Origin of the sequence: Pseudonocardia hierapolitana, from assembly GCF_007994075.1 — a bacterium.
GTDB classification, from domain to species: domain Bacteria; phylum Actinomycetota; class Actinomycetes; order Mycobacteriales; family Pseudonocardiaceae; genus Pseudonocardia; species Pseudonocardia hierapolitana.
In genome coordinates this window covers 398,842-420,444 of the sequence record NZ_VIWU01000001.1, presented here as the reverse complement: position 1 = coordinate 420,444, position 21,603 = coordinate 398,842, and the positions used below count along the sequence as shown (strand labels likewise).

Genomic DNA, 21,603 nt, shown 5'->3' with positions numbered 1-21,603 from the left:
GGTGAGGGTCAGCGGATCCAGCCGATGCGGTCGAACGGCCACACCACGAACATGGCCTTGCCGATGACCTGCGAGAGCGGGACCGGGCCGTTGCCGACGGCTCGCGAGTCGACCGAGTCGTTGCGGCTGTCGCCCATCACCCACAGCTCGCCGTCGGGGACGCGGGCGGGCCCGAACGCGGCCTGCCGCAGAGGTCCTGCCTCAGGCAGGAAGTAGAGGTAGGGCTCGTCCACGGTGACGCCGTCGACGATGATCCGGTTGCGCTGGTCGCAGCAGGCCACGGTCTGCCCGCCGACCGCGATCACGCGCTTGACGTACACGGTCTCGTCCGCAGTGTGGGAGGTCAGCCCCGCGAGGGCGCCGATCCGGCGCACGGCGTCCAGGACCGGGTTGCCGCTGCCGGACGGGACCTGCAGCTCACTGCTGGTCCAGCTGTCCGGGAGGGTGAACACCACGACGTCGCCCGGCTCCGGGGCGGAGAACCGGTAGGTCACCTTGTCGACCAGGACGCGGTCGTTGTCGCAGCCGGGACAGCCGTGCAGCGTCCGCTCCATCGAACCGGACGGGATGACGTAGATCCGCGCGACGAGCACCGGGAGGAGCGCCAGCACCAGCAGCGCGACGAGGACCAGCACCGGGCCGCGCCGCAACCGCCGCCCCGTCCGCTCACGCGGCGGCGCGGCCTGGTCATCGGAACGAGGTTCGCCGACCTCGGCCACGTCGCTGCTTCCCGCCTGGCGGCTCGACCAGCCGAACACGGTTGCTCCCCTCGTGGACCCGGGCCCCGGGCGCGGCGCACCGCACCCGGGGCCTGATCGGGCAGATCAGTAATCGACGGCCGAACCACCGGCGCCGCCCTGGCCGCCGGATGACGTGCACTGGATGAAGTCGTCCTGCGGCGGCGGCAGATAGCGGCAGGTGGCGGTTCCCGTACCCGGGCGGCCGGGCGCGCCGTCGCGGAACTCCGGGTCGCCGGCCTGGGCCGCACCGCCGAACACCGTGACGGACACGGCCACGGCAGCGGCCGCGGCGGCGATGCCGGACATGTGGCGCTTCACGAGCGCACCTCCTCCTGGGTCCGGAAGGCGATCTTCGTTCCCGCCCTCACCGCGTCGTCCCCGCCGCGCCGTCGTCGCCGTCCTCGCCCACCACGTTGCAGAAGGGCACGTTCATGGGCGGCGGGTAGTGGGACGTGCAGGTGACGTCCTGGCCGTCCCCGCCGGGCGCGCCGACCCGGTCGGGTTCGTCCCCGGCGTGGGCCAGCCCGACCGAGGCCGCGAGACCGGCCCCGACGAGGACCGTCGCGGCGAATCCGACTGCCGCTCGGCGAAAGGGACGCGCGCTGTTCTCGGACACGCTCGACACCGTCACTCAGTATTCCGCACCGGCGCCGCCGGTGCCGCCCACGCCCCCGTTGGCATTGCACTGGGAAACGTCGCCACCCTCGCCGAGAATGCCCAGTGAGATGCCGATCGGGATCAGGCACTGCGAATTTGCTTCGCCGCCGGGACCGCTCGGTCCACCGGTGTACTCCGTGCTGTCGTGCCCGTAGCCGCCGGCGAGTGCGGCGCCGCCGAACAGCGTCGAGCCGACCATCGCGAATGCGGCCAGCGCGATCGCGCTCCTTCGAGCAGAAACGTTCATTTCGGTGCCTGATTCCTTTCAATGCGGTAATGGTGGGGGAGACTGTCGATGAGTGGTGCGAAGGGGCCCGGCCGCGCGGACCCGTCGCACCGGTCGTGCGCGGGTCCGAGCGCCGGGAGCCGGCATGTTCCGGAGCCGGAACATGCCGCGACGGCGTCGCGACGGATCTGGTCGGTCGACGCCGGGAGGAGGAGTTACCCTGGACGGTGGTGCAGGCCCCCGACGAGCCCGGGGGCCTGCACTGCCATTACGCAGGTGAGATGGGGATCAGTAGTCGGCGCCCGCACCGCCGGCGCCACCGGCGCCGCCGCCCGCGTTGCACTGCGAGACGTCGCCGCCGTTGCCGACCAGTGCGCCGAGCGACACCCCGATCGGGATCAGGCACTGCGAGCTTGCGTCGCCGCCGGCACCGCCGGCGCCACCGACGTAGTCGTCGTGGCCGTGGCCGCCACCGGCCATTGCAGCCCCACCGAACAGTGCCGCCCCCGTCAGAGCAAAAGCAGCTGCAGCGGACACGACACGGGTCTTACGAAGCATCTTGCTCTCCTTGTTGATTGGCGGAACGCGGTTCGTTCCGCACGGACCAAAGGAGTAGTCCGCCCATCCACGCCTGTCCAGTGGTGCGGCACGCTATGCCCCTCATCCCACCCGGATGAGTTGCCCCGTCTGATTTCGAACACGTCGAGTGATGATCGAGTGGTTCCACCGAGGCACTGACAAATCGTTCGTCTCACATTCGTGTGATTCACCGGGTGGCGCCGTCGGCGGTGCTCACCGGGTGAATTCGAACGCGGAGTGTGTTCGTCCGCGGCCATAGCGCCTCGGCCGGGTGAACCTATGGGGAATGACGTAACAGCGCTCGTGGGGCTTCGTTGCACCACCGTCCAGAGGCGGCGCGGGTACGGGTTTCCCCGCGCCGTCCGGCGGTGTGTCCGTGCGCCTGAGGAAGGTGATCCGCGACCCGATGATCAAGCTCGAGGGTGTCGGCAAGAGCTACCGTGCCGGGGAGGCCGAGGTACGCGCGCTCCACGGCATCGAGCTCACCGTCGACGAGGGCGACTTCGTGGCGATCATGGGTCCGTCCGGGTCCGGCAAGAGCACGATGATGAACATCCTCGGCTGCCTCGACGTCCCGACCGAGGGTCGCTACCTGCTCGACGGGATCGACGTCTCGGGGATGAGCGACGACGAGCTCGCCGCGATCCGCAACCGCAAGATCGGGCTCGTCTTCCAGTCGTACAACCTCCTGCCGCGAACCACGGCGCTGGACAACGTCGAGCTGCCGCTGGTGTACGGCAACCACCGGGCGCGCAGGAGCCGGGCCCTGCGGGCGCTGGAGGAGGTCGGGCTCGCCGACCGCGCCACCCACCTGCCCAACCAGCTCTCCGGCGGGCAGCAGCAGCGGGTGGCCATCGCCCGCGCGCTGGTCACGCGCCCGACCATGCTCCTGGCCGACGAACCGACCGGGAACCTCGACACCGGGGCCAGCCACGAGATCGCCGAGATGCTGGGGCGGCTGTCAGATGCCGGCCGGACCGTCGTGCTCATCACGCACGAGGAGGAGATCGCCGCGTACGCCCGCCGCGTGGTGCGGCTGCGCGACGGGCGGATCGTCAGCGACGACCGCACCGACTTCGCCGACGTCTCGCGGGATGTCACCCGCGAGATCCCGGCGTTCGAGGAGCCGGCGGAGGCCGGCGCATGACGCTCCGCCTGGCGATCGTCATGGCGTGGCGCGGCCTGCGCGCCAACGGCCTGCGGTCGCTGCTGACCATGCTCGGGATCATGATCGGCGTCGCCGCGGTCATCCTGCTCGTCGCGCTCGGCAACGGCACGTCCGCGCGGCTGAACTCCCAGCTGGAGGCGCTGGGCACGAACCTGATCGGCGTCTTCCAGGCCAGGGGCAGCGTGTCGGAGGGCGGTCAGAGCCAACCGCTCACGGACCGGGACGTCGAGGCGTTGCGCGAGTCCAACGAGACCCCGCGGTTCGTCACGGTGACGCCGGTGAAGCAGGCGAGCGCCGTTCTGAAAGGGCAGTACGGCACCTGGCGCACCAGCATCGTCGGCTCGTCGCAGGACTACCCCGCCGCGCTCAACCGGACGATCGAAGCCGGGAAGTTCTTCACCGAGTCCCAGGTCCGCACCCGCGCGCGCGTGGTGGTGCTCGGACCCCACCCGGTCCGGGAGCTCTTCGCAGGCATCCCCGCGACGGCGCTCGGCCAGCAGGTGCGCATCGGGTCGCAGACGTTCGAGGTCGTGGGCGTGCTGGAGCCCAACGGGCAGCAGGACGACGTCGCGGTCATGCCGATCACGGCGGCGCGCACCTACCTGGTCGACGGCGGGGCGGACGACCGCGTGGACCAGGTCGTGGTGCAGGCCACCGGCCAGGACGCCGTGCCCGCGGCGATGACCAAGATCACCCGGGTCCTCATGAAGTCCCACCGGATCGACGACCCCACCCAGAAGGACTTCGAGGTCCGCTCGAACCTCGACCTCCTCGAGCAGTACGGCGAGGTCACCGCGGTCTTCACGATCTTCCTCGCATCCATCGCCGCGATCGCGCTGCTCGTCGGCGGGATCGGCGTCATGAACATCATGCTGGTGACGGTCACCGAGCGGACCCGGGAGATCGGTCTCCGCAAGGCGCTCGGTGCCCGGCGCCGGACCGTGCTCGAACAGTTCCTCGTCGAGTCGACCGTGCTGTCGGGTATCGGCGGATCGGTCGGTGTCGTCCTCGGGGTGGGGCTGTGCCTGCTCGGCGAGTGGTTCGGCGCCGCGTTCGGCGACTTCGCCCCGCCCCAGCTGTCGATCCCGTCGGTGTTCCTCGCGTTCAGCGTCAGCCTCTGCATCGGCCTGTTCTTCGGGGCGTATCCCGCGAAGCGGGCCGCCCGACTCCGCCCCATCGAAGCGTTGAGGTACGAATGACCACCCGAACCGCCGTCCGTCGCCTCGCCGCCGCGGCACTCGTGCTGCTGCTGGCCGGGTGTACCAGTGCGGAGTCCGAACCGCTCACGGTGAAGGTGACCCGGACGAGCGTGACGTCGACCGTCACCGCCACCGGTTCCCTGCAGGCCATCACGGAGCAGAACGTCGGATTCCCCGAAGGCGGCAAGCTCGTGGAGGTCAACGTCGCCGTCGGGCAGCAGGTCGAGCCGGGGCAGATCCTGGCCCGGCTCGACGACTTCTCGGCGCGCCAGGACCTCGCGGCGGCCGAGGCGCAGCTGGCGCAGGAGCAGGCGGTGCTGGCCCGGATCCGGGGCGGGAACCAGGTGAACGCCGCGGAGGACGACGTCGAACGGGCGGGCGCGGTCCTGAAGGCCACGAAGGAACGGGCCGAGGCGGTCGACGACGCCAACGCGTCGGCCGTCGAGGAGGCGGAGCGGCAGCTGGAGCTCGACAAGGAGGTCCTGCACGACACCAAGGCCCGGACCCGGGGGCACCGGCGCTCGTGCACCGCCGCTGACCGCAGGGCCGCCGAGCGGGACGACGGACGGGACGAGCCGCTCATCCCGCTCTCCGGGCGGGGCAGGCAGGCCGAGGACTGCGATGTCGCCGCGGAGAAGGAAGCCGAGGTCGAGCAGGCCGAGCGCCAGGTGCGCGCCAGCGAGGCGGCCCTCGAGAGGGCCGAGAACCAGCGGCGGGTCGACCGGGCCGAGCAGGACCTGGCGATCGAGAACGCCCGCCGCGAGCTGGAGGCCGCGAAGAACGAGGCAGAAGGCGCCCGCGGCGACCGCCCGCACGACATCGACGAGCAGGCCGCGGTGGTCGCGCAGCTGCAGGCCGAGGTCGACCTGGCACGGCGCACGGTGGAGGACACGATCCTGCGCTCGCCCGTCGCAGGCAAGGTCGCGAGCATCAACGGTGTGGTCGGCGAGTTCCTCGGCGGCGGCTCGGGAACCACCCCGCTCGCGCCGGGCGGCACCGTCCCGCTGCCGGAGCGCGGCTCCGCGGTGTCGTCGAGCGAACAGGCCGGCAACGAGAACGAGCGGCCCGGCGGCTCGGCGTTCATCGTGCTCGGCGACGTCCAGAGCTTCCGGATCGTCGCGCCGTTCGCCGAGACCGACGCGGCGCTCGTCCAGCCGAACCAGGCGGTCGAGGCGACCTTCGACGCCATCCCCGACCTGACCCGATCCGGCAGGGTCGCGAGCATCGCGCCGACCGCCACGGACATCCGGGGCGTCACGAGCTACTACGCCGTGATCGTGCTCAACGAGCTCGACCCCCGGCTGAGGGACGGCCTGACGGCGTCCGCCAACGTCGTGGTGGACCACCGTGACGACACCCTCGCCATACCGAACGGCGCGCTCATGCAGAGCGGGGGCAGCGGCATCGTCACGGTGCTGGAGCCCGACGGCGCGCAGCGGCAGGTCCAGGTCGAGCTCGGCCTCGCGGGCGACAGCGTCACGCAGGTCGTCGGCGGGCTGCGCGAGGGCCAACAGGTCCTGGTCGCGCCCGGCGGGTGAAGGTGACACGGCCTTCGGTCTGCCCTCCCGGCGGGCGGCCCGGTAGTCGCTCGGGCTGCACCCGTGCACCGTGAGGAATTGCCGGGCGAAGGGTGGAGCGGACCGTGCTGCGCAGTTGAAGCACCCGGTGCTGGTCACGGCAGAGGGCCGGAGATCCCTACGCTGCCGTAGCGGGCGACTGCTCTACCGTCGCGCCGGAACGATATCGAGCGCTGCGGCGTGCTTCGGCCTGAGATTGTCGAAGTCGCGCCGGTTCAGAGTGGCGACAGTGGTCGCCCCGACGCGCTCGGCGATGGCGACGACCGATGCGTCCGTGCCGCCGAGCCGCCGGTCCGCGTACTGACGGACCAGTTCAGCCATCCGGCGAAGATCCGAGTTCACGAGCTCCACGAGCCTGTAGGGATAGTCGGGGCTCGTGCCGACATCGTCGAGGAACGCTGCTTCCGTCTCCGGCCCGAGCTCTCTGTCGATCAAGTAGCAAGCCTCGGCCAGTACCGTGGACGGTACGAGCAGTGGAGATTCCGTTGTTCCGAGCCAGCTTCGGCATAGCGCGTGGTGCTGGTCGTCCCGATCGGTGAGCGCCACGAGAACATTCGTGTCGACGATGATCACGTCGTCGGCTACCGGCCGAAGCCGTCCGCGAGGATTTCATCGACCTTCTCGGAGAGTTCGCGGCGCCCACTCGCGCCATGGCCCAGTGAGCGTGGCTGGGGCCGGGCGGACCGCTGGACGGGAACGGCATCGAGCGCGGCGAGCGCACTCAGGGCGCGCTCGGCCTGCTCGTCATCGAGCGATTCGACGATCTCGCGCAGCCGTTCCTTGGCGGTCACCAGCTCAGTATCCCAGTACGTCCGGAGCTCGAGACCCGGGGCGGCCGGTCATCAGCCTCCTCCCTGACGGTGTTCGCTCCGGTACTCGCTCGGGCTGCACCCGTGCACGGTGCGGAACTGTCTCGAGAAGTAGAAGGCGTCGGTGTAGCCGACGGCCTCGGCGATGTCCCCGATGTCCCGGGACGAGGTGATCAGCAGCTCCCGGGCCCGGGCCATCCGCAGCCGCTTGGTGTACTCGACCACGCCGCCGCCCGTGGCCGCGCGGAAGAGCGCCGAGAAGTGCGATGGGGACAGGCCCGCCGTGCGCGCGAGCTCGGCCACGCTGAGCGGCTTGGCGAAGTTGCGGCGCAGGTAGTCCTGCGCCTGGCGGACCGGCTCCGTGCGCTGCGGGCCGCCCGCCGCCACGTCGGCGGCCAGCTGGGCGAGCAGCGCCCACCCGGCCCCGGCCGCCGAGATCAGGCTGGGGAGCGTCTCGTCGCGCTCGAAGCAGGCGATGGCGTCGTCGATGGTCGCGACGGCGCGGTACGCGTCGTGCAGCTCGACGAGGGTCTCCCGCCCGTCCGGTGCGATGACCGACAGCAGCTCCGGCACCTGCGTGCCGGCCGCGTGCAGCCACCAGATCGTCCATGGGCGTTCCGGGTCGGCGATGTAGACGTGCGGCCTGCCCGGCGGCAGCACGAGCGCGTGCCCCGGCCCCAACGTCGTCGTGCGGCCACCCGCCTCGCAGCGGCCGTAGCCGTCGACGCAGACGATCACGATCGCCTCCGGCGCGCCTTCCGCCCGACGTCGGCCGTGGTTCGCCGCGCGCGGGAAGTAGCCGGCGTCGGTGACGAGCAGCCCCGACGTCGGCGGCCTGCGCAGGGCCGAGGCGACCAGCGGCCGGGGGAGCACGCGCAGCCGCTGGCCGGGGAAGCCGTCGGGCAGGAACACGGGTTCAGCCTAGGCGGCGTCGTCGGATCGTCGTCGAATCGTCCAGGTATCTCGGTCGAATCGCCCATACCCCTCGTGTAGGCGGCGCTCGTAGCGTCGCGGCGTGCTCGAAGGAGAGTCCCGGCTGCAGCTCCCGGACCGGCCCGCCGCACTGGCGGACGCGGGAGTTGCCGCGTGGCGGGAGCGCGTGACGATCGACAGCTACCTGCCCGAGCCGCCCGATCGTTACCCCGCCTACCTGGACCGCCGCGTCTACCAGGGTTCGTCGGGCCGGGTGTACCCGCTGCCGTTCCACGACCGGATCAGCGCGACCGGCGCGCCGCACGAGTGGGACGCGGTCCACCTGGAGAATCGCTGGCTGCGGATCATGGTGCTGCCCGAGCTCGGCGGGCGCATCCACGTCGGGTACGACCGCAGCGCGGGCTACGACTTCTTCTACCGCAACCGCGTGATCAAGCCCGCCCTCGTGGGGCTGGCCGGCCCGTGGATCGCGGGCGGGGTGGAGTTCAACTGGCCGCAGCACCACCGCCCGGCCACGTTCCTGCCCACCGACGTCGAGATCGAGCAGGAGCCGGACGGGTCGGTCACCGTCTGGTGCTCCGACCACGACCCGTTCGCGCGCATGAAGGGGATGCACGGTGTCCGGCTGCGGCCGGACCGGGCGACCGTCGAGCTGCGGGTGCGGCTCTACAACCGCAGCGAGCTCACGCAGACCTTCCTGTGGTGGGCGAACGTCGCCGCCCGCGTCCACGACGAGTACCAATCGTTCTTCCCCCGGGACGTCCGCGTGGTCGCCGACCACGCCAAGCGCGCCGTCACCGCGTTCCCGGCCGCCGACCGCCCGTACTACGGGATCGACTACCCGGCCCGGCGCGCGACCGGCGGCGACCGCCTCGACTGGTACCGCAACATCCCCGTCCCCACGTCGTACATGTGCGGCAGCCGCGAGGGCTTCTTCGGCGGGTACGACCACGCCGCACGGGCCGGGTTCGTGCACGTCGCCGACCCGTACACCGCCGTCGGCAAGAAGCAGTGGACGTGGGGCAACGCCGCGTTCGGGCACGCGTGGGACCGCAACCTCAGCGACGACGGCGCCGCCTACGTCGAGCTGATGGCCGGGGTGTTCACCGACAACCAGCCCGACTTCTCGTTCATCGCACCGGGCGAGACGAAGGTGTTCTCGCAGGTCTGGTACCCGATCCAGGAGATCGGCCCGGTGCACGCCGCCACCGTCGACGCCGCGGTGCGGGTGGACGTCGAGCCGGACGGCGTGCGGGTCGGGCTCGCGGTGACGGCGGAGCGGCCGGGTTGCCGGATCCGCCTGGAGGACGCGTCGGGCGCCGTGCTGGCCGAGGTCGGCGCGGACGTCGCTCCCGGGGCGCCGCACCGCTCGCGGATCGCCCTGGACGTGCCCGAGCGGCTCCTGCTGCGGGTGCTGCACGGTGACGCGGAGCTCGTCACCTGGGACTCGCGGGTGCCGGACGCCCCGGACGTCGTCCCGGCCACCGAGCCCCCTGCGCCGCAGGACGTGGCGTCGGTCGAGGAGCTCGCGCTGATCGGCGCCCACCTGGAGCAGTACCGGCACGCCACCCGCTCGCCCGAGCCGTACTGGCGCGAGGCCATCCGGCGCGACCCCGGGCACCTGGCGAGCTGCGTCGGGCTGGCCGGCCGGGCGTACCGGCGTGCGGAGTTCGCCGAGGCCGAGGCGCTGCTGACCGCGGCCGTCGACCGGCTCACGGCGCTCAACGCGAACCCCGCCGACACCACGGCGCTCTACCTGCTCGGGCTGGTGCTCGAGCGGCAGGGCCGCGCCGGCGAGGCGTACGCCCGGTACGCGGCGGCGTCGTGGGCGCGGGCCTGGCGCGCGCCCGCCGGCTACCGGATGGCCCGGCTCGACGCCGCCGAAGGCCGCGACGCCGCCGCGCTCGACCGCCTGGCGGACGTCCGGCGCGCCGAGCCGGAGCACCTGCAGGCCCGCGCGCTCACGGCGCTGCTGCTGCGCCGCACCGGCCGCCACGAGGAGGCGGACGCGCTCGTCCGCGACACGCTCGCGCTCGACCCCCTCGACTGGTGGAGCCGCGACCTCGCCGGCCACCCGCTCACCACCGACGCCCAGACCTGCCTGGACGTCGCGCTCGAGTACGCGGGCGTCGGTGAGACCGAGGCCGCGCTGCGCGTGCTCGGCGTCGCCGCGGAACGCGAGGCCCATCGCCCGCTCGGGCAGACCGCGGCCGGCCCGCTGATCGAGTACCACCGCGGCGACCTGGGGGAGGATGTCACCGGTACCGCGGACGCGACCTGGTGTTTCCCGTCCCGCCTCGACGACGTCGCCGTGCTGGAGCGCGCGGATCCCGCCGACGCGCGCGCCCTCGCCCTGCTCGGCCACTGGCGCTACGCGGTGGGCCGCCCCGCCGACGCGATCGCGGCCTGGCGGGCGAGCGCATCGCTGGACCCGTCCGACCCCGTGGTGTGGCGCAACCTCGGCCTCGCGGCCTGGAACCACCTCGGCGACGCCGACGAGGCGCGCGCCGCGTACGACCGCGCGCTCGCGGTCGCCGGACCCGATGCCCGGCTCGTCTTCGAGAGCGACCAGCTCGACGCCCGGCGCGGCGTGCCGCCGGAGCGGCGGCTGGACCGGCTGCAGGACGTGCGCGGGCTCGTCGAGACCCGCGACGACGCCACCGTCGCGCTGGCGCACCTGCTGCTCACGGCCGGCCGGCTGGAAGAGGCGCGTGCGCTGCTGCTCGGCCGCACGTTCCAGCCGTGGGAGGGCGGCGAGGGCGAGGTGCTGCGGGCGTGGGACCGGCTGTGCCGGCTGGCGGCTGCCCGCCCCGGCGCGAGCGCGGTGGCGGCGATCGACGCCGCGCTCGACCCGCCCGCCTCCCTCGGCGAGGCCCGCCACCCCCTGGCCAGCACCGCCGCCCTGCAGTTGCTGCGCGGAGACGCCCTCGCCGCTGCGGGGGACGCCGACGCCGCGCGCGCCGCGTGGGAGCTCGCCGCCCGCGACGGTGACTTCCTCGCCATGTCCGCCGACCCGCACTCCGAGGCCACCTACTCCTCTGTGCTCGCCCTGCGCCGGCTCGGTCGCGACGCCGAGGCCGTGCGCCGCACGGACTCGTTGCGCCTGTGGGTCGACGCCCTCGACGCCGCGCCGGCGACCGTCGACTACTTCGCGACGTCGCTGCCGTCGATGCTGCTGTTCGCCGAGGATCCGACGCAGGCGCGCCGGCGTCGCGTGGAGTTCCTCCGCGCGCAGCTCGACGTCCTCGACGGCGCCCCCGACCGGGCCCGCGCGCGCCTCGACGTGCTGCTCCACGACGACCCGCACCACCTGGAGGCGCTGGAGCTCGCCGGCGCCCTGCACCCCCTCCTGGAGGAGGCCAGATGACACTCCCCGCCCACCTGCCCGAACGCCTGACGATCACCCTGTGGGACTTCTCCTGGTACGTGCGGACCGGGCCGGGCGAGCCGTTCGAGGACCTCGACGCGGCCTTCGCCCAGGCCGTCGAGCGCGGCTACAACACCGTGCGGATCTGCGCGATGCCGTTCCTGCTGTTCGGCTCGGGCCTCGACACCTCGGCGCTGCGGCTGGAGCGGCTCGGCGGGGACTACGGACAGGGCCTGCGCTGGTACGACGTGAAGGCCCCGACCACGATCGACGCCCGCGCACACCTGCTGGAGCTGTTCCGGGCCGCGCGCCGGCACGACTGCTACGTGATCATCTCGTCCTGGGAGTACCAGCAGAGTTCCGCGTTCGCCGCCGAGCCCGCCTGGTGGGACGCGCTGCGCGCGGTGCCGCCCGGCGAGCGGCCCGAGCGCCTCGCGGCCGCGCACGCCGACCTGATCGACCTGCTCGTCGCCGAGGGCCTCGACGACCGCGTCGCGTTCACCGAGATCCACAACGAGGTGCAGATCGGGCACCTCACCGAGGGGATGGAACGCGCGCACGCGGTCGTCGAGCTGCGGCCGTCGCTGGAGAAGGCCGTCGACGCGTTCAAGGCGCGCCACCCGGACCGGCCGTGCACCGTCAACTACGGCGGGGTGCCGCACGCGAGCATGCGCGGGATCCCGGAGAACATCGACGTGCTCGTCGTGCACCCCTACATCTACGGCGTCCTGGGCGCGCTGATCGACGAGTTCGGCCTGCGCGGCCCGGTCGAGGAGTTCGCGCAGGAGGCCGCGAACGCGCAGCTGCTGCGCCCCGGCGCCCCGCCGGTGGCGGAGTGGACGGTGCCCGCCGAGTACCGCTGGCGGCTCGACGCGATGATCATCAAGGCGTGTGAGGTCTACGTCCACGACTGGACCGACCCGGCGGCGTTCGACCGGTGGCTCTACGACCACTACGGCGAGCACCGCGTCGCGATGGACGAGAAGCTGCGGCTGTGGCTCGACGTCGCCGCGGACTGGGCGGCCGCGCACGGCGTGCCGCTCGTCCTCGGCGAGGGCTGGGTCGGCTACACGCCGCTGCACGGCACGTTCGAGGAGGGCCCGGTCGGGGCCCAGATCTGCCGCGACGCCGTGCGCTACGCCCGCGAGCGCGGGGCATGGGGCACGGTCGTGTGCTCCAACGCCGCACCCCAGCACCCGATGTGGGCGGACGTCGCCCTGCAGCAGGAGTGCAACTCCCTCTTCACCACAGGATCACGGAGGTAGTCATGACAGCAATGGAGCTGTCCCGTCGTCGTTTCCTGCTCGGGGCCGCGAGCCTGGGCAGCGTGCCCCTGCTCGCATCGTGCGTGGGCTCGGGCGGCGGCGAGGCGGGCGGCGGGCAGGCGTCGGCCACGATCACCCTGCAGTCCTCGATCCAGGACACCGCCCCTAAAGCCGCGCTCGAGGAGATCGTGGCCGCGTACCAGGGCGCCGGTGCGCCGGTCACGCTCAACGCGGTGGCCACCGAGCAGTTCCGGGCGCAGCTGTCGACCTACCTGTCGTCGGCGACCCCGCCGGACGTGCTCACCTGGTACGCCGGGTCGGTCGCGAACTCCTACGCGGCCGAGGGCCTGCTGATGGACCTGTCCGACCTGTGGACCGGTGACGGCGCATGTGCCCGTTTCTCGGACGCCCTGAGGTCGCTCTCGACGTCGGCGGGCGGCCAGGCGATCTTCGTGCCGACCAGCTACTACTGGTGGTCGGTCTTCTACAAGAAGTCGGCGTTCGCCTCGTGGGGCGTCGAACCGCCGACCACGTGGGACGGGTTCATCGCGCTCTGCGACCAGCTGAAGGCTCGCGGCATCCACCCGCTCACCAACGGGATCGGCAGCACCGCGTGGATGGCGTCGGGCTGGTTCGACTACCTGAACCTGCGGATCAACGGCGCCGACTACCACCGCGCGCTGCTGGCCGGGCAGCGCTCGTTCACCGACCCCGAGGTGGTCGCCGTGCTGGAGGAGTACCGGCGGCTCATCCCGTACTTCCACCCGAACCAGACCTCGTGGGACTCCCAGCAGGCCGTCACACCGATGGTGAACAACGAGGCCGCGATGTACCTCGTCGGCGCGTTCGTCACCCAGTACTTCCCGGAGGACCAGCGCGACGACCTGGACTTCTTCTCCGTGCCGCCGATCAACCCGTCGGTGCCGAGCGCCGAGGAGGCACCCACCGACGGGTACTTCGCGGCGGCCCGCAGCGACAACCCCGAAGGGGCGAAGGCGCTGCTGTCCTACCTCGCCTCGCCCGAGAAGCAGCAGGAGTACATCACCAAGTCCGGCTCGTCCAACCTGCCGACCTCGCCGGACGTCGACACCTCCGGCTTCAGCCCCCTCGTGCAGAAGGGCATTCAGCTCCTCAACAACACCGAGGAGATCACGCAGTTCTTCAACCGCGACTCTAGCGACGCCCTCCAGACCACCGCCGACGCCGCGCTCACCCGGTTCATCGCCGACCCCACCGACATCCCGGCGCACCTGCGCGACTGGCAGGCGGCCGCCCAGCAGGTCTTCTCGTCATGACCGCCGTGCAGGACGCCCCCGTGCAGAAGGCGGGTGCCCCACCGCGGCAGGGCAGGCGGCGGCGCGTGCCGCCGCTGGTGTGGGCGTTCCTGCTGCTGCCGCTCGCCGTCGAGCTGTTCTGGGTGTTCTGGCCCGCCATGAACAGCTTCTCGCTGTCGTTCACCTCGTGGAACGGCGTCGGGGCCGCGCGGCCGGTCGGGTTCGAGAACTACGAGCGCCTGTTCGCCGACCCGGTCTTCATCACGGCCCTGCACAACAACGTGATCTGGGCGATCGGGTTCGGCGGGCTGTCGGTGATCGGTGGGCTCGCGCTCGCCGTCGCGCTCAACCGGCCCGGCCGCGGCGTCGGGATCTACCGCAGCGCGATCTACCTGCCGATGGTCATCTCCCTGGCCGTGACCGGCCTGTTCTGGCGGGTCATGTACCAGCCCGGCGGGCCGATCGACGTCGGGCTGGGCGCGGTCGGGCTGGGCAGTCTGCAGCAGCAGTGGCTCGCCAACCCCGACACCGCGCTCTACGCCGTGCTCATCGCGGCCGTGTGGCGGCAGGTCGGCTACATCATGGTGCTCTACCTCGCCGGGCTGAAGGGCTGCGACCCGAGCCTGGAGGAGGCCGCCGCCGTCGACGGAGCCAACGCGTGGCAGCGGTTCTGGAAGGTCGTCATGCCGCAGCTGCGCGGCGTCAACACGGTGGTCTTCGCGGTCACGGTGATCGACTCGCTGCGCACGTTCGACATCGTGTGGGCGATGACCCGCGGCGGGCCGTACAACACCACGCAGCTGCTGTCGACCTACATGTACCAGCAGGGGTTCACGCTGGTGAACCTCGGCTACGGCTCCGCGATCGCCGTGGTGATCTTCGTGCTGGCGATCGCGTTCATCATCACCTACCTGGTGCGCCAGGCCCGGACGGAGGAGGTCTGACATGCGGACCGCCCGTTCGCCCTGGTTCCACGCCGTGATGATCCCCTTCACCCTGCTGTGGCTGGCGCCGATCGTGTTCGTCGTGCTCGTGGCGCTGCGCGAGTTCGACGACATCGCCGCCCGCGGCCTCGGCGCGTTCCCGGCGACCCTGACGCTCGACGGGTTCGCCACGGCCCTCGCAGGCGGCCAGGTGGCCACCGCGCTGGCCAACAGTGCGGTGGTGACCGTCTGCACGGTGGTGGCGTCGCTCGCGCTGGCCGCGATCGCCGCGTACGCGCTCTCCCGCCACCGCATCCCCGGGCGGCGCACGATCCTGCTCGTGATGCTGGCCGGCAATCTGCTGCCGCCGCAGATCCTGCTCATCCCGGTCTCCCGGATCGCCCAGGGCCTGGGGATCTACGACACCCTGTTCGCGCTGGTCGTCGTGCAGGTCGGGTTCGGGCTCGGGTTCTACACGTTCGTGCTGCACGGGTTCATGCGCTCGCTGCCGGCCGAGGTGTTCGAGGCCGCGCTGCTCGACGGGTCCGGCCCCGGGCGCACGTTCTGGAGCATCGTGCTGCCACTCTGCCGGCCCGCGCTCGCCGCACTCGCCGCACTGGCCACGACCTGGATCTACAACGACCTGATCTGGGCGATGACCGTCCTGCAGACCGACACCAAGTTCCCGATCACCGCGGCCCTGCTCAACCTGCAGGGCGGCTACTCGAGCTCGTGGAACGTCATCGCGGCGGGTTCGCTCGTGGCGGCCGTGCCGACGGCGATCGTGTTCTTCGTGTTCCAGCGCCACTTCGTGTCCGGTCTCCTGGTGGGGACCGGGAAGTGACCGAGTGGGAGCTGCGGACCGCCCGGTCGGCCTACGTCGTGCGCGCTTCCGAGTTCGGATTGGAACTGGCCCATTGGGGGCGGCCCGTTCGGGTCGTCCCGCCGCGCGGCACGTTCGAGACGCCCGCCGACATCGCACCGCTGGAGTTCGCCGCGGCCGGTGTCCGGCACGCGCAGGCCGCCGAGCTGCTCGTGGAGGGTGGCGCCTCGCCCCGGCTCGTACCCGGGTCCGTCGCGCACACCGACGGACGGCTGCAGGCGATGCTCCGGGACGACGAGACCGGGCTGGAGGTGGATCTGCACGTCCGCACCTCCCGGCGGCACGACGTCGTCGAGCGGTGGGCGGTGCTGCGTGCGACCCGCCCGTTGGTCCTGCACCGCGCGTTCGGGGCGGGCTGGAACGTCCCGGTCGGGCCCGGAGCACGCGTGGGCACGCTGGTCGGCGCGTGGTCGCGGGAGTGCACACCGGCAGAGGTGGACCTGCCGGCGGGCCGGTTGTCGTTGGGGAGCCGCCAGGGGATCACGTCGCACACGTACGCCCCGGTCGTGACGCTGCGCTCCCGGGACGCGGACGACGCCTACGGGATCGCGCTCGCGTGGAGCGGGTCGTGGCGGCTCGCGGTCGACGCGGTGCCGTTCCGCGAGGTCGTGCGGGTGAGCGGCGGGATCGACGACGAGACGGTGATCAGGCTCGGGCCGGGGGAGGAGTTCGAAACCCCGCACCTGCTGGGCGTGTGGAGCCCGGACGGACCCGCAGGCGTCGCGCGGGCCTGGCACACCTACCAGCGCGGGCTCGCCCGCGGGCCCGAGCACCGGCCGGTCGTCTACAACTCCTGGTACGCCACCACCTTCGACGTGCGGGTCGAGCACCAGCTCGCGCTCGCCGACGTGGCGGCGGAGCTGGGCGTCGAGGTGTTCGTCGTGGACGACGGCTGGTTCCGCGGGCGCACGAGCGACCGGGCCGGGCTGGGGGACTGGTTCGTCGACGAGGAGAAGTTCCCCGACGGCCTCGAGGCGTTGACGAAGGGCGTGCTCGACCGGGGGATGCGGTTCGGGCTGTGGGTCGAGCCGGAGGCGGTGAACCCCGACAGCGACCTCTACCGCGCCCACCCCGACTGGGTGCACCAGCCGCTCCTGACGCTGCGCAACCAGTACGTGCTCGACCTCGGCAGACCAGAGGTGGAGGCGTGGGCCGCCGCGATGCTGCGCCGGCTGCTCACCGAGCACCCGGTCAGCTACCTGAAGTGGGACATGAACCGGGCGATCACGCTCGGCGGCTCGCTCCGGCACACGCAGGCCTACTACCGGCTGATGCGGATGCTGCGGGCGGAGTTCCCGCACGTCACGGTCGAGGCGTGCGCCGGTGGCGGCGGGCGCGTCGACAACGCCGTGCTCGCGCTGTCCGACGTCGTGTGGCCGAGCGACGAGACCGGCCCGCGCGACCGGCTCGCGATCCAGCACGGCTTCCTGTCCGCCTACCCGCCGCACGTGATGAGCTCGTGGGTGACCGACGAGCCCGATCGGCTGGACACCGCGCCGTCGAGCCTGGAGTTCCGGTTCGTCGTCGCGATGGCCGGGGTGCTCGGGATCGGGGCCGACCTGCTCGCCTGGTCCCCGGACGTGCGGGGCCGCGCGCGTGGGCTGGTGGCGCTGTACCGGGAGATCCGGCCGGTGGTGCACGCGGGCGAGGTGACCTGGCACGGCGCCCCGGGCGATCCGGCCTGCGCGGTGCAGTACACGACGGCGGACCGGATCGTGCTGCTGGCCTGGGCCCGCCCCGGAGCGGGCTCGCTCCGCGTGCCACTGGCACCTACCGGGCGAGTCGCGCGTTCCGGCACGGCGAGTCCGGCGTTCCGGCATGGTGAGTCGGGCGTTGCAGGCTCGCGCTACCGGGTGCGGGGGAGCGGCGAGTTCGTCGATGCCGAGGTGGAGATTCCGTTCCGGCTGGCCCCGGACTGCGACGTGGTGGTCCTCGACCGGGTCGGCGAATGACCGAGTGGGCGCCGCGGCCGCTCACCGTCGAGGTCGACCTCGCCCACGGCGGGCGATGGACCTCGCTGCGCACCCCGGAGCGGGAGTGGCTGTGGCGCAACCCCGACCCCGCCGTCGTGCGCGCGCGGGGCGCGGTGACGCCCGGGGCGGCGTTCGTCGACGCGGGCGGCGTGGAGGAGTGCCTCCCCACCGTGCGCGGCGAGCCGGACCACGGCGCGGTCTGGTCGCGCCCCTGGTCGGACGCAGGCGTCACCGCTGACGGGTTCCGGCTCCAGCGGCGCATCCGCAGCGACGGGACGCTCACGGCCGACTACACGATCACCGGTCGACCGCACGCCCCGTTCGTCCACGCGGTGCACGCGTTGCTCGACGTCTCACCCGCGGCCCGGCTGGAGGCCCCGGGCGTGTACACGGCATACCTCGTCGACCAGAACTCGATGGTGGCGTGGCCCGCTGGGCTCGACCGCCTCGGCCCGGACGACGGCACCGCCGTCGCCGCCGTGTTGCCCGGCTGCGCCGCCGTGACCGTGGTGGACGGGGCCGACGCGCTCGCCTTCACCTGGCACGCCGAGCCCGCGTCCCTGCTGCTGTGGCGCAACCTGCGCGGCTGGCCCGAGGGCTCGCCGTACCGGTCGATCGGGATCGAGCCGATGGCCGGCGCGACCGCGGATCTGGCCGATCCGGCTGCCGGTGGTGCGGCGCAGCTCGGACCGGACGGGTCGTTCCGGTGGCGCCTTGAGGTCAGGGCATGGCGCACCGAGAGTTCAGGAAAGCCCCATTCCCGTCCTCCAGGTTCATGAATGTGGCTTTCCTGACTCCGGCGGCCTCAGCTCTGGGGCGCCCCGAAGATTTCCCGGAGCCTGCGCAGGGTGTCCCGGATCGACTTGGCGTTGCCCTTCGGGAAGCCGAGCAGCTCCATGCCCTTCGCCATCGGAGAGCCGCCGTAGTCGAACGTCTCGGTGATGCGGGTGCCGCCGGGGACGGGCTCGAGCTCGTAGCGCCAGACCGCCCGGGCGGGGTGGCACCAGCCGATGCGGCGGTCCGGCTCGAACTCCACCACCCGGTTCGTGACCCGGTACGGCAGCTTGATCTTCATGCTCATGCCGAACCGGTCGCCGAGCGCGAGCCGCTCCGGCCCGGACACGGCCCCGCGGACCGTGCCGGAGCCGTCGAACTCGTGGTGCCGGTGGGGGTTCGCGAGCAGCGCGAACACCTCCTCGGGCGGCGCGGCCACCGTGGTGCTGGCCGAGACGGTGCGTCCGACGATGGTCGCGTGGCCGTCGCCGGTCATGCCGCCGCCCGCCCGTCGATCAGGGATGTCATGTGGGCGAGTGTCGCGCATCAGCGCCGGGCGAGGGCGAACACGCCCCAACCCACGTACTCGCGCTGGTAGCGCACGTGACGCAGAGGCGCCGTGTCGAGCTCGGCGCGCATCTCGCCGACCAGCTCGTCATCGGGGTTGGCGTCGATCCAGCGCCGGATGTTGAGCCACTGGGCGGCCACGTAGCGGTCCCAGCTGTCCTGATCGGCCAACACCATCTCGACGAGGTCCCACCCGAGGTCGCGGAAGTTCTCGACGAGTCCCGGGAGCGACATGAGCTCGTCCTTGTGGCGTGCGTAGCTGCCTTCGACGGTGTCCTGGTCCGGCGGGTCGAGCCGCCAGTACCGCTCACCGATCAGGACCGTGCCACCGGGCCGCAGGCTGCGTTCGAGGAGCGCGATGGTGCCCGCCGTGCCCCGTCCGATCCAGGTGGCTCCCAGGCATGCGGCGACGTCGACCGGCTCGTCCGCGACGTAGCCCGCTGCGTCCGCGTGCACGAACTCGATCCGGTCGGACACCCCCAGCTCGGCTGCCCGCGCCTGCGCGGCCGCCAGGAACGTCGCGCTGATGTCGACGCCGACTCCGGCGACACCGTGGTCCCGCACCCAGGTGCAGAGCAGCTCGCCCTTGCCGCACGCGAGATCGAGCACGCGCGCCCCGGTGGGCATGCGCAACGCCGCACCGAGCGTCGCCAATTTCTCGGAGGTGAACGGATCGAGGATCCGGTGGCTGCTCTCGCGGATGAGGAAGCTGCGGGGGAGCTCCAGGATCGCCTCCGTACCGATCGGGACACGAGCGGCGGTGACGGTAGCCGACACCGTTGCGGACGGCGACGCCTTTTCGAACGTGCGTGGGACGGGGGTCACACGGGGGTGGATGGGATGATCGGGGTACCCGAGTCCGACCTGGAGGAGACGCCGTGACGCAGTACCGACCGTTGTCGGAGTGGCAGAAGCTGCGGCTGACGTTCACCCGGCGGTGGCGGGACTCCGGCTTCTGGTACGGCCTGGCGATCGCGCTGATCTGGCCGTTCGCGATGTTCGGCACCAAGGTGGGCTGGCGCGGCGGTGAGCACGTCCCGCGCTCGGGCGGTGCGCTGCTCGCGATCAACCACGTGTCGTTCGCCGATCCGATCTTCGACGTGGCGTTCACGATCTCCCACGGTCGGATGCCACGTTTCCTGGCGAAGTCCGAGCTGTGGGACACCCCCGTGGTCCGCTCGGTGTTGGGCGGCGGGCGCCACATCCCGGTCTACCGCGCCTCGGTCCGCGCCAAGGACGCCTACCGCGACGCGATCGCGGCGATCGAGCGCGGCGAGATCGTGGCGTTCTACCCGGAGGGCACCTACACCGCCGACCCCGACGGCTGGCCGATGAAGGCCAAGAACGGGATCGGCCGCATCGCCCTGCTCACCGGCGCCCCGGTGATCCCGGTCGCGAACTGGGGCACCCAGGACGTCCTGCCGCCCCACCGCGGCCGGCCGCGCTTCCTCCCGCGACGGCGGGTCACGGTGGTCGCGGGCCCGCCGGTCGACCTGTCGGCATGGCTGGGCGGCCCGCGCACCCGGACGGCCCTGGACGGCGCCACCGCCGCGATCATGGCCGACGTCACGCGGCTGGTGGCCGATATCCGGGGCGAGACCCCGCCCGCGGCCCCGGTGGACCCGGCGGCCAAGCCGGAGGAAGCGCTGAAGGACGAGCGCCCTGCGGGCTGACCGCCCTTGATCACCACCTGCGGTTGCAGAACCGCAGGTGTGCGACTCTGCGACCGCAGGTGGTGATCACCGCGGCGAGTTCTGCGAAACGGGCCCACTGCGCGGCGGTGCGCGGAATTCTGCCTCCGTGGTCCTGGAGCGCGTCCTCGTCCGGCAGGCCGGCGTCGTCACCCTCGCGCAGGCGCGGGCCTGCGGCATCTCGGCAGACACCGTGCGGCGCCGCGTACGGGCCGGGGCATGGCGCGAACTGCACCCGTGCGTCTACCTGGTCGGCGGCCACCGGTTGACGGACGAGGCGAGGGTTCGAGCGGCGTGGATGTGGGCCCGGGCGGCGAGGGCCGTGGTCACTGGTCCGGCTGCGGCCTACTGGCACGGCATGATGGACCGTGCGCCCGCCGCGGTCGAGCTGACGTTGCCCCGCGCCGTACACCGGAAGAGCAGGCCGGGCATCGGTCTGCGCCGGCGGGACCTGCGTCCGGACGATGTGGTCGAACGCCGCGAGGTCACGGTGGCGGACGCGCCGCTCGCTGCGCTGGAGACGGCCTTGGTCGTTCCGCGCGGCTCGGTCTTCCTCGACCGAGCTCTGCAGCGCCATGTCCGATTCCCGGCCGTCTACCGCTGCTATTGCCGCAACATCGGCCGGCACGGCTCGGCCGGCATGCACCGACTGCTGGTGGCCGCCGCCGACCGCGCGGACCCGGCAGCGGAGAGGCTCCTGGTCACGCTGCTCCGTCGGGCCGGGATCGGCGGCTGGGTGCTCGGGTATCCGTTCGGGCCCTACCGCATCGACCTCGCGTTCCCGGTCGAGCGGGTCGCGATCGAGGTGGATGGCTGGGCCTGGCACATCGACGCGGAGCGCTTCCGAACGGATCGCCGGAAGGGCAACTCCCTCACCCGGGGCGGTTGGGACCTGCTGCGGTTCCCCTGGCACACGCTCGACGGAGAGCCGGCCGCCTGCATCGCGGAGGTCGAGGCCACCCTGGCGCTGGCCCGCCGCCGTCCCGCGTGATCAGCGA

At 72.3% G+C, this 21,603-nt stretch carries 22 protein-coding genes; 12 read left to right on the top strand and 10 right to left on the bottom strand.

Annotation, left to right across the window (positions count from 1 at the left end):
- Positions 1 to 8 precede the first annotated feature (8 nt).
- The 5 genes from lepB to FHX44_RS01975 all read right to left on the bottom strand — a co-directional run bounded on the left by lepB (position 9) and on the right by FHX44_RS01975 (position 2,181).
- Positions 9 to 758: a signal peptidase I gene (gene lepB / locus FHX44_RS01995; protein WP_147253881.1), complete on the bottom strand. Its 750-nt coding sequence runs from the start codon at positions 756 to 758 to the stop codon at positions 9 to 11.
- A 66-nt stretch (positions 759 to 824) separates the two neighbouring features.
- On the bottom strand, positions 825 to 1,058 hold the full coding sequence (locus tag FHX44_RS01990; RefSeq protein ID WP_147253880.1) for a hypothetical protein: 234 nt from the start codon (positions 1,056 to 1,058) through the stop codon (positions 825 to 827).
- A 46-nt stretch (positions 1,059 to 1,104) separates the two neighbouring features.
- Entirely contained in the window at positions 1,105 to 1,356 is a 252-nt protein-coding gene (locus FHX44_RS01985) for a hypothetical protein (RefSeq protein ID WP_147253879.1), read from the bottom strand.
- 15 nt (positions 1,357 to 1,371) lie between these two features.
- Positions 1,372 to 1,644, bottom strand: a complete 273-nt coding sequence (locus FHX44_RS01980; protein ID WP_147253878.1) for a hypothetical protein — start codon at positions 1,642 to 1,644, stop codon at positions 1,372 to 1,374.
- 267 nt (positions 1,645 to 1,911) lie between these two features.
- Positions 1,912 to 2,181 (bottom strand): hypothetical protein, encoded by a 270-nt coding sequence (locus FHX44_RS01975; RefSeq protein ID WP_147253877.1) that lies wholly within the window; start codon positions 2,179 to 2,181, stop codon positions 1,912 to 1,914.
- A 427-nt stretch (positions 2,182 to 2,608) separates the two neighbouring features.
- On the opposite strand from FHX44_RS01975, the gene FHX44_RS01970 reads away from it, so the two are divergent.
- Genes FHX44_RS01970 through FHX44_RS01960 form a run of 3 tightly spaced genes read left to right on the top strand, consistent with a single transcriptional unit; the run spans position 2,609 to position 6,107 of the window.
- On the top strand, positions 2,609 to 3,349 hold the full coding sequence (locus FHX44_RS01970; RefSeq protein WP_147260864.1) for an ABC transporter ATP-binding protein: 741 nt from the start codon (positions 2,609 to 2,611) through the stop codon (positions 3,347 to 3,349).
- Positions 3,346 to 4,569: an ABC transporter permease gene (locus FHX44_RS01965; RefSeq protein ID WP_147253876.1), complete on the top strand. Its 1,224-nt coding sequence runs from the start codon at positions 3,346 to 3,348 to the stop codon at positions 4,567 to 4,569. The genes FHX44_RS01970 and FHX44_RS01965 overlap by 4 nt, the downstream gene beginning before the upstream one ends.
- Positions 4,566 to 6,107 (top strand): biotin/lipoyl-binding protein, encoded by a 1,542-nt coding sequence (locus FHX44_RS01960; protein WP_147253875.1) that lies wholly within the window; start codon positions 4,566 to 4,568, stop codon positions 6,105 to 6,107. Before FHX44_RS01965 ends, FHX44_RS01960 begins: the two co-directional genes overlap by 4 nt.
- Positions 6,108 to 6,290: 183 nt before the next feature.
- Here the strand turns inward: FHX44_RS01960 and FHX44_RS01955 are convergent, their stop codons facing one another.
- Genes FHX44_RS01955 through FHX44_RS01945 form a run of 3 tightly spaced genes read right to left on the bottom strand, consistent with a single transcriptional unit; the run spans position 6,291 to position 7,867 of the window.
- Positions 6,291 to 6,719: a type II toxin-antitoxin system VapC family toxin gene (locus tag FHX44_RS01955; RefSeq protein ID WP_147253874.1), complete on the bottom strand. Its 429-nt coding sequence runs from the start codon at positions 6,717 to 6,719 to the stop codon at positions 6,291 to 6,293.
- An 8-nt stretch (positions 6,720 to 6,727) separates the two neighbouring features.
- Positions 6,728 to 6,937: a hypothetical protein gene (locus FHX44_RS01950; protein WP_147253873.1), complete on the bottom strand. Its 210-nt coding sequence runs from the start codon at positions 6,935 to 6,937 to the stop codon at positions 6,728 to 6,730.
- Positions 6,938 to 6,988: 51 nt separating this feature from the next.
- Positions 6,989 to 7,867: an AraC family transcriptional regulator gene (locus FHX44_RS01945; protein ID WP_170308734.1), complete on the bottom strand. Its 879-nt coding sequence runs from the start codon at positions 7,865 to 7,867 to the stop codon at positions 6,989 to 6,991.
- Between the two features lie 103 nt (positions 7,868 to 7,970).
- Between FHX44_RS01945 and FHX44_RS01940 the strand changes: the two genes are divergently transcribed.
- The 7 genes from FHX44_RS01940 to FHX44_RS01910 are packed head-to-tail and all read left to right on the top strand — an operon-like array spanning position 7,971 to position 18,352.
- The gene (locus tag FHX44_RS01940) at positions 7,971 to 11,255 is read left to right on the top strand and encodes a DUF5107 domain-containing protein (protein WP_147253872.1); all 3,285 of its coding nucleotides are present in this window, start codon (positions 7,971 to 7,973) and stop codon (positions 11,253 to 11,255) included.
- Positions 11,252 to 12,520 carry a cellulase-like family protein gene (locus FHX44_RS01935; protein WP_147253871.1) on the top strand — a complete coding sequence of 423 codons (1,269 nt, stop codon included), beginning with the start codon at positions 11,252 to 11,254 and terminating at the stop codon, positions 12,518 to 12,520. Before FHX44_RS01940 ends, FHX44_RS01935 begins: the two co-directional genes overlap by 4 nt.
- A gap of 2 nt (positions 12,521 to 12,522) precedes the next feature.
- Positions 12,523 to 13,815: an ABC transporter substrate-binding protein gene (locus tag FHX44_RS01930; RefSeq protein WP_147253870.1), complete on the top strand. Its 1,293-nt coding sequence runs from the start codon at positions 12,523 to 12,525 to the stop codon at positions 13,813 to 13,815.
- Positions 13,812 to 14,738 (top strand): carbohydrate ABC transporter permease, encoded by a 927-nt coding sequence (locus FHX44_RS01925; protein ID WP_147253869.1) that lies wholly within the window; start codon positions 13,812 to 13,814, stop codon positions 14,736 to 14,738. Before FHX44_RS01930 ends, FHX44_RS01925 begins: the two co-directional genes overlap by 4 nt.
- 1 nt (position 14,739) lies before the next feature.
- Entirely contained in the window at positions 14,740 to 15,561 is an 822-nt protein-coding gene (locus FHX44_RS01920; protein WP_147253868.1) for a carbohydrate ABC transporter permease, read from the top strand.
- Positions 15,558 to 17,552 carry an alpha-galactosidase gene (locus FHX44_RS01915; RefSeq protein ID WP_147253867.1) on the top strand — a complete coding sequence of 665 codons (1,995 nt, stop codon included), beginning with the start codon at positions 15,558 to 15,560 and terminating at the stop codon, positions 17,550 to 17,552. The genes FHX44_RS01920 and FHX44_RS01915 overlap by 4 nt, the downstream gene beginning before the upstream one ends.
- The gene (locus tag FHX44_RS01910; protein ID WP_147253866.1) at positions 17,549 to 18,352 is read left to right on the top strand and encodes an aldose epimerase family protein; all 804 of its coding nucleotides are present in this window, start codon (positions 17,549 to 17,551) and stop codon (positions 18,350 to 18,352) included. Before FHX44_RS01915 ends, FHX44_RS01910 begins: the two co-directional genes overlap by 4 nt.
- Before the next feature lie 26 nt (positions 18,353 to 18,378).
- Here the strand turns inward: FHX44_RS01910 and FHX44_RS01905 are convergent, their stop codons facing one another.
- Positions 18,379 to 18,843 carry an SRPBCC family protein gene (locus FHX44_RS01905; RefSeq protein WP_147253865.1) on the bottom strand — a complete coding sequence of 155 codons (465 nt, stop codon included), beginning with the start codon at positions 18,841 to 18,843 and terminating at the stop codon, positions 18,379 to 18,381.
- A 50-nt stretch (positions 18,844 to 18,893) separates the two neighbouring features.
- Positions 18,894 to 19,739 carry an SAM-dependent methyltransferase gene (locus FHX44_RS01900; RefSeq protein ID WP_246170157.1) on the bottom strand — a complete coding sequence of 282 codons (846 nt, stop codon included), beginning with the start codon at positions 19,737 to 19,739 and terminating at the stop codon, positions 18,894 to 18,896.
- A 53-nt stretch (positions 19,740 to 19,792) separates the two neighbouring features.
- On the opposite strand from FHX44_RS01900, the gene FHX44_RS01895 reads away from it, so the two are divergent.
- Both FHX44_RS01895 and FHX44_RS01890 read left to right on the top strand, forming a co-directional pair.
- The gene (locus FHX44_RS01895) at positions 19,793 to 20,587 is read left to right on the top strand and encodes a lysophospholipid acyltransferase family protein (protein ID WP_147253864.1); all 795 of its coding nucleotides are present in this window, start codon (positions 19,793 to 19,795) and stop codon (positions 20,585 to 20,587) included.
- A 127-nt stretch (positions 20,588 to 20,714) separates the two neighbouring features.
- Positions 20,715 to 21,596 (top strand): type IV toxin-antitoxin system AbiEi family antitoxin domain-containing protein, encoded by an 882-nt coding sequence (locus FHX44_RS01890; RefSeq protein ID WP_170308733.1) that lies wholly within the window; start codon positions 20,715 to 20,717, stop codon positions 21,594 to 21,596.
- The last annotated feature ends 7 nt before the right edge of the window (positions 21,597 to 21,603 follow it).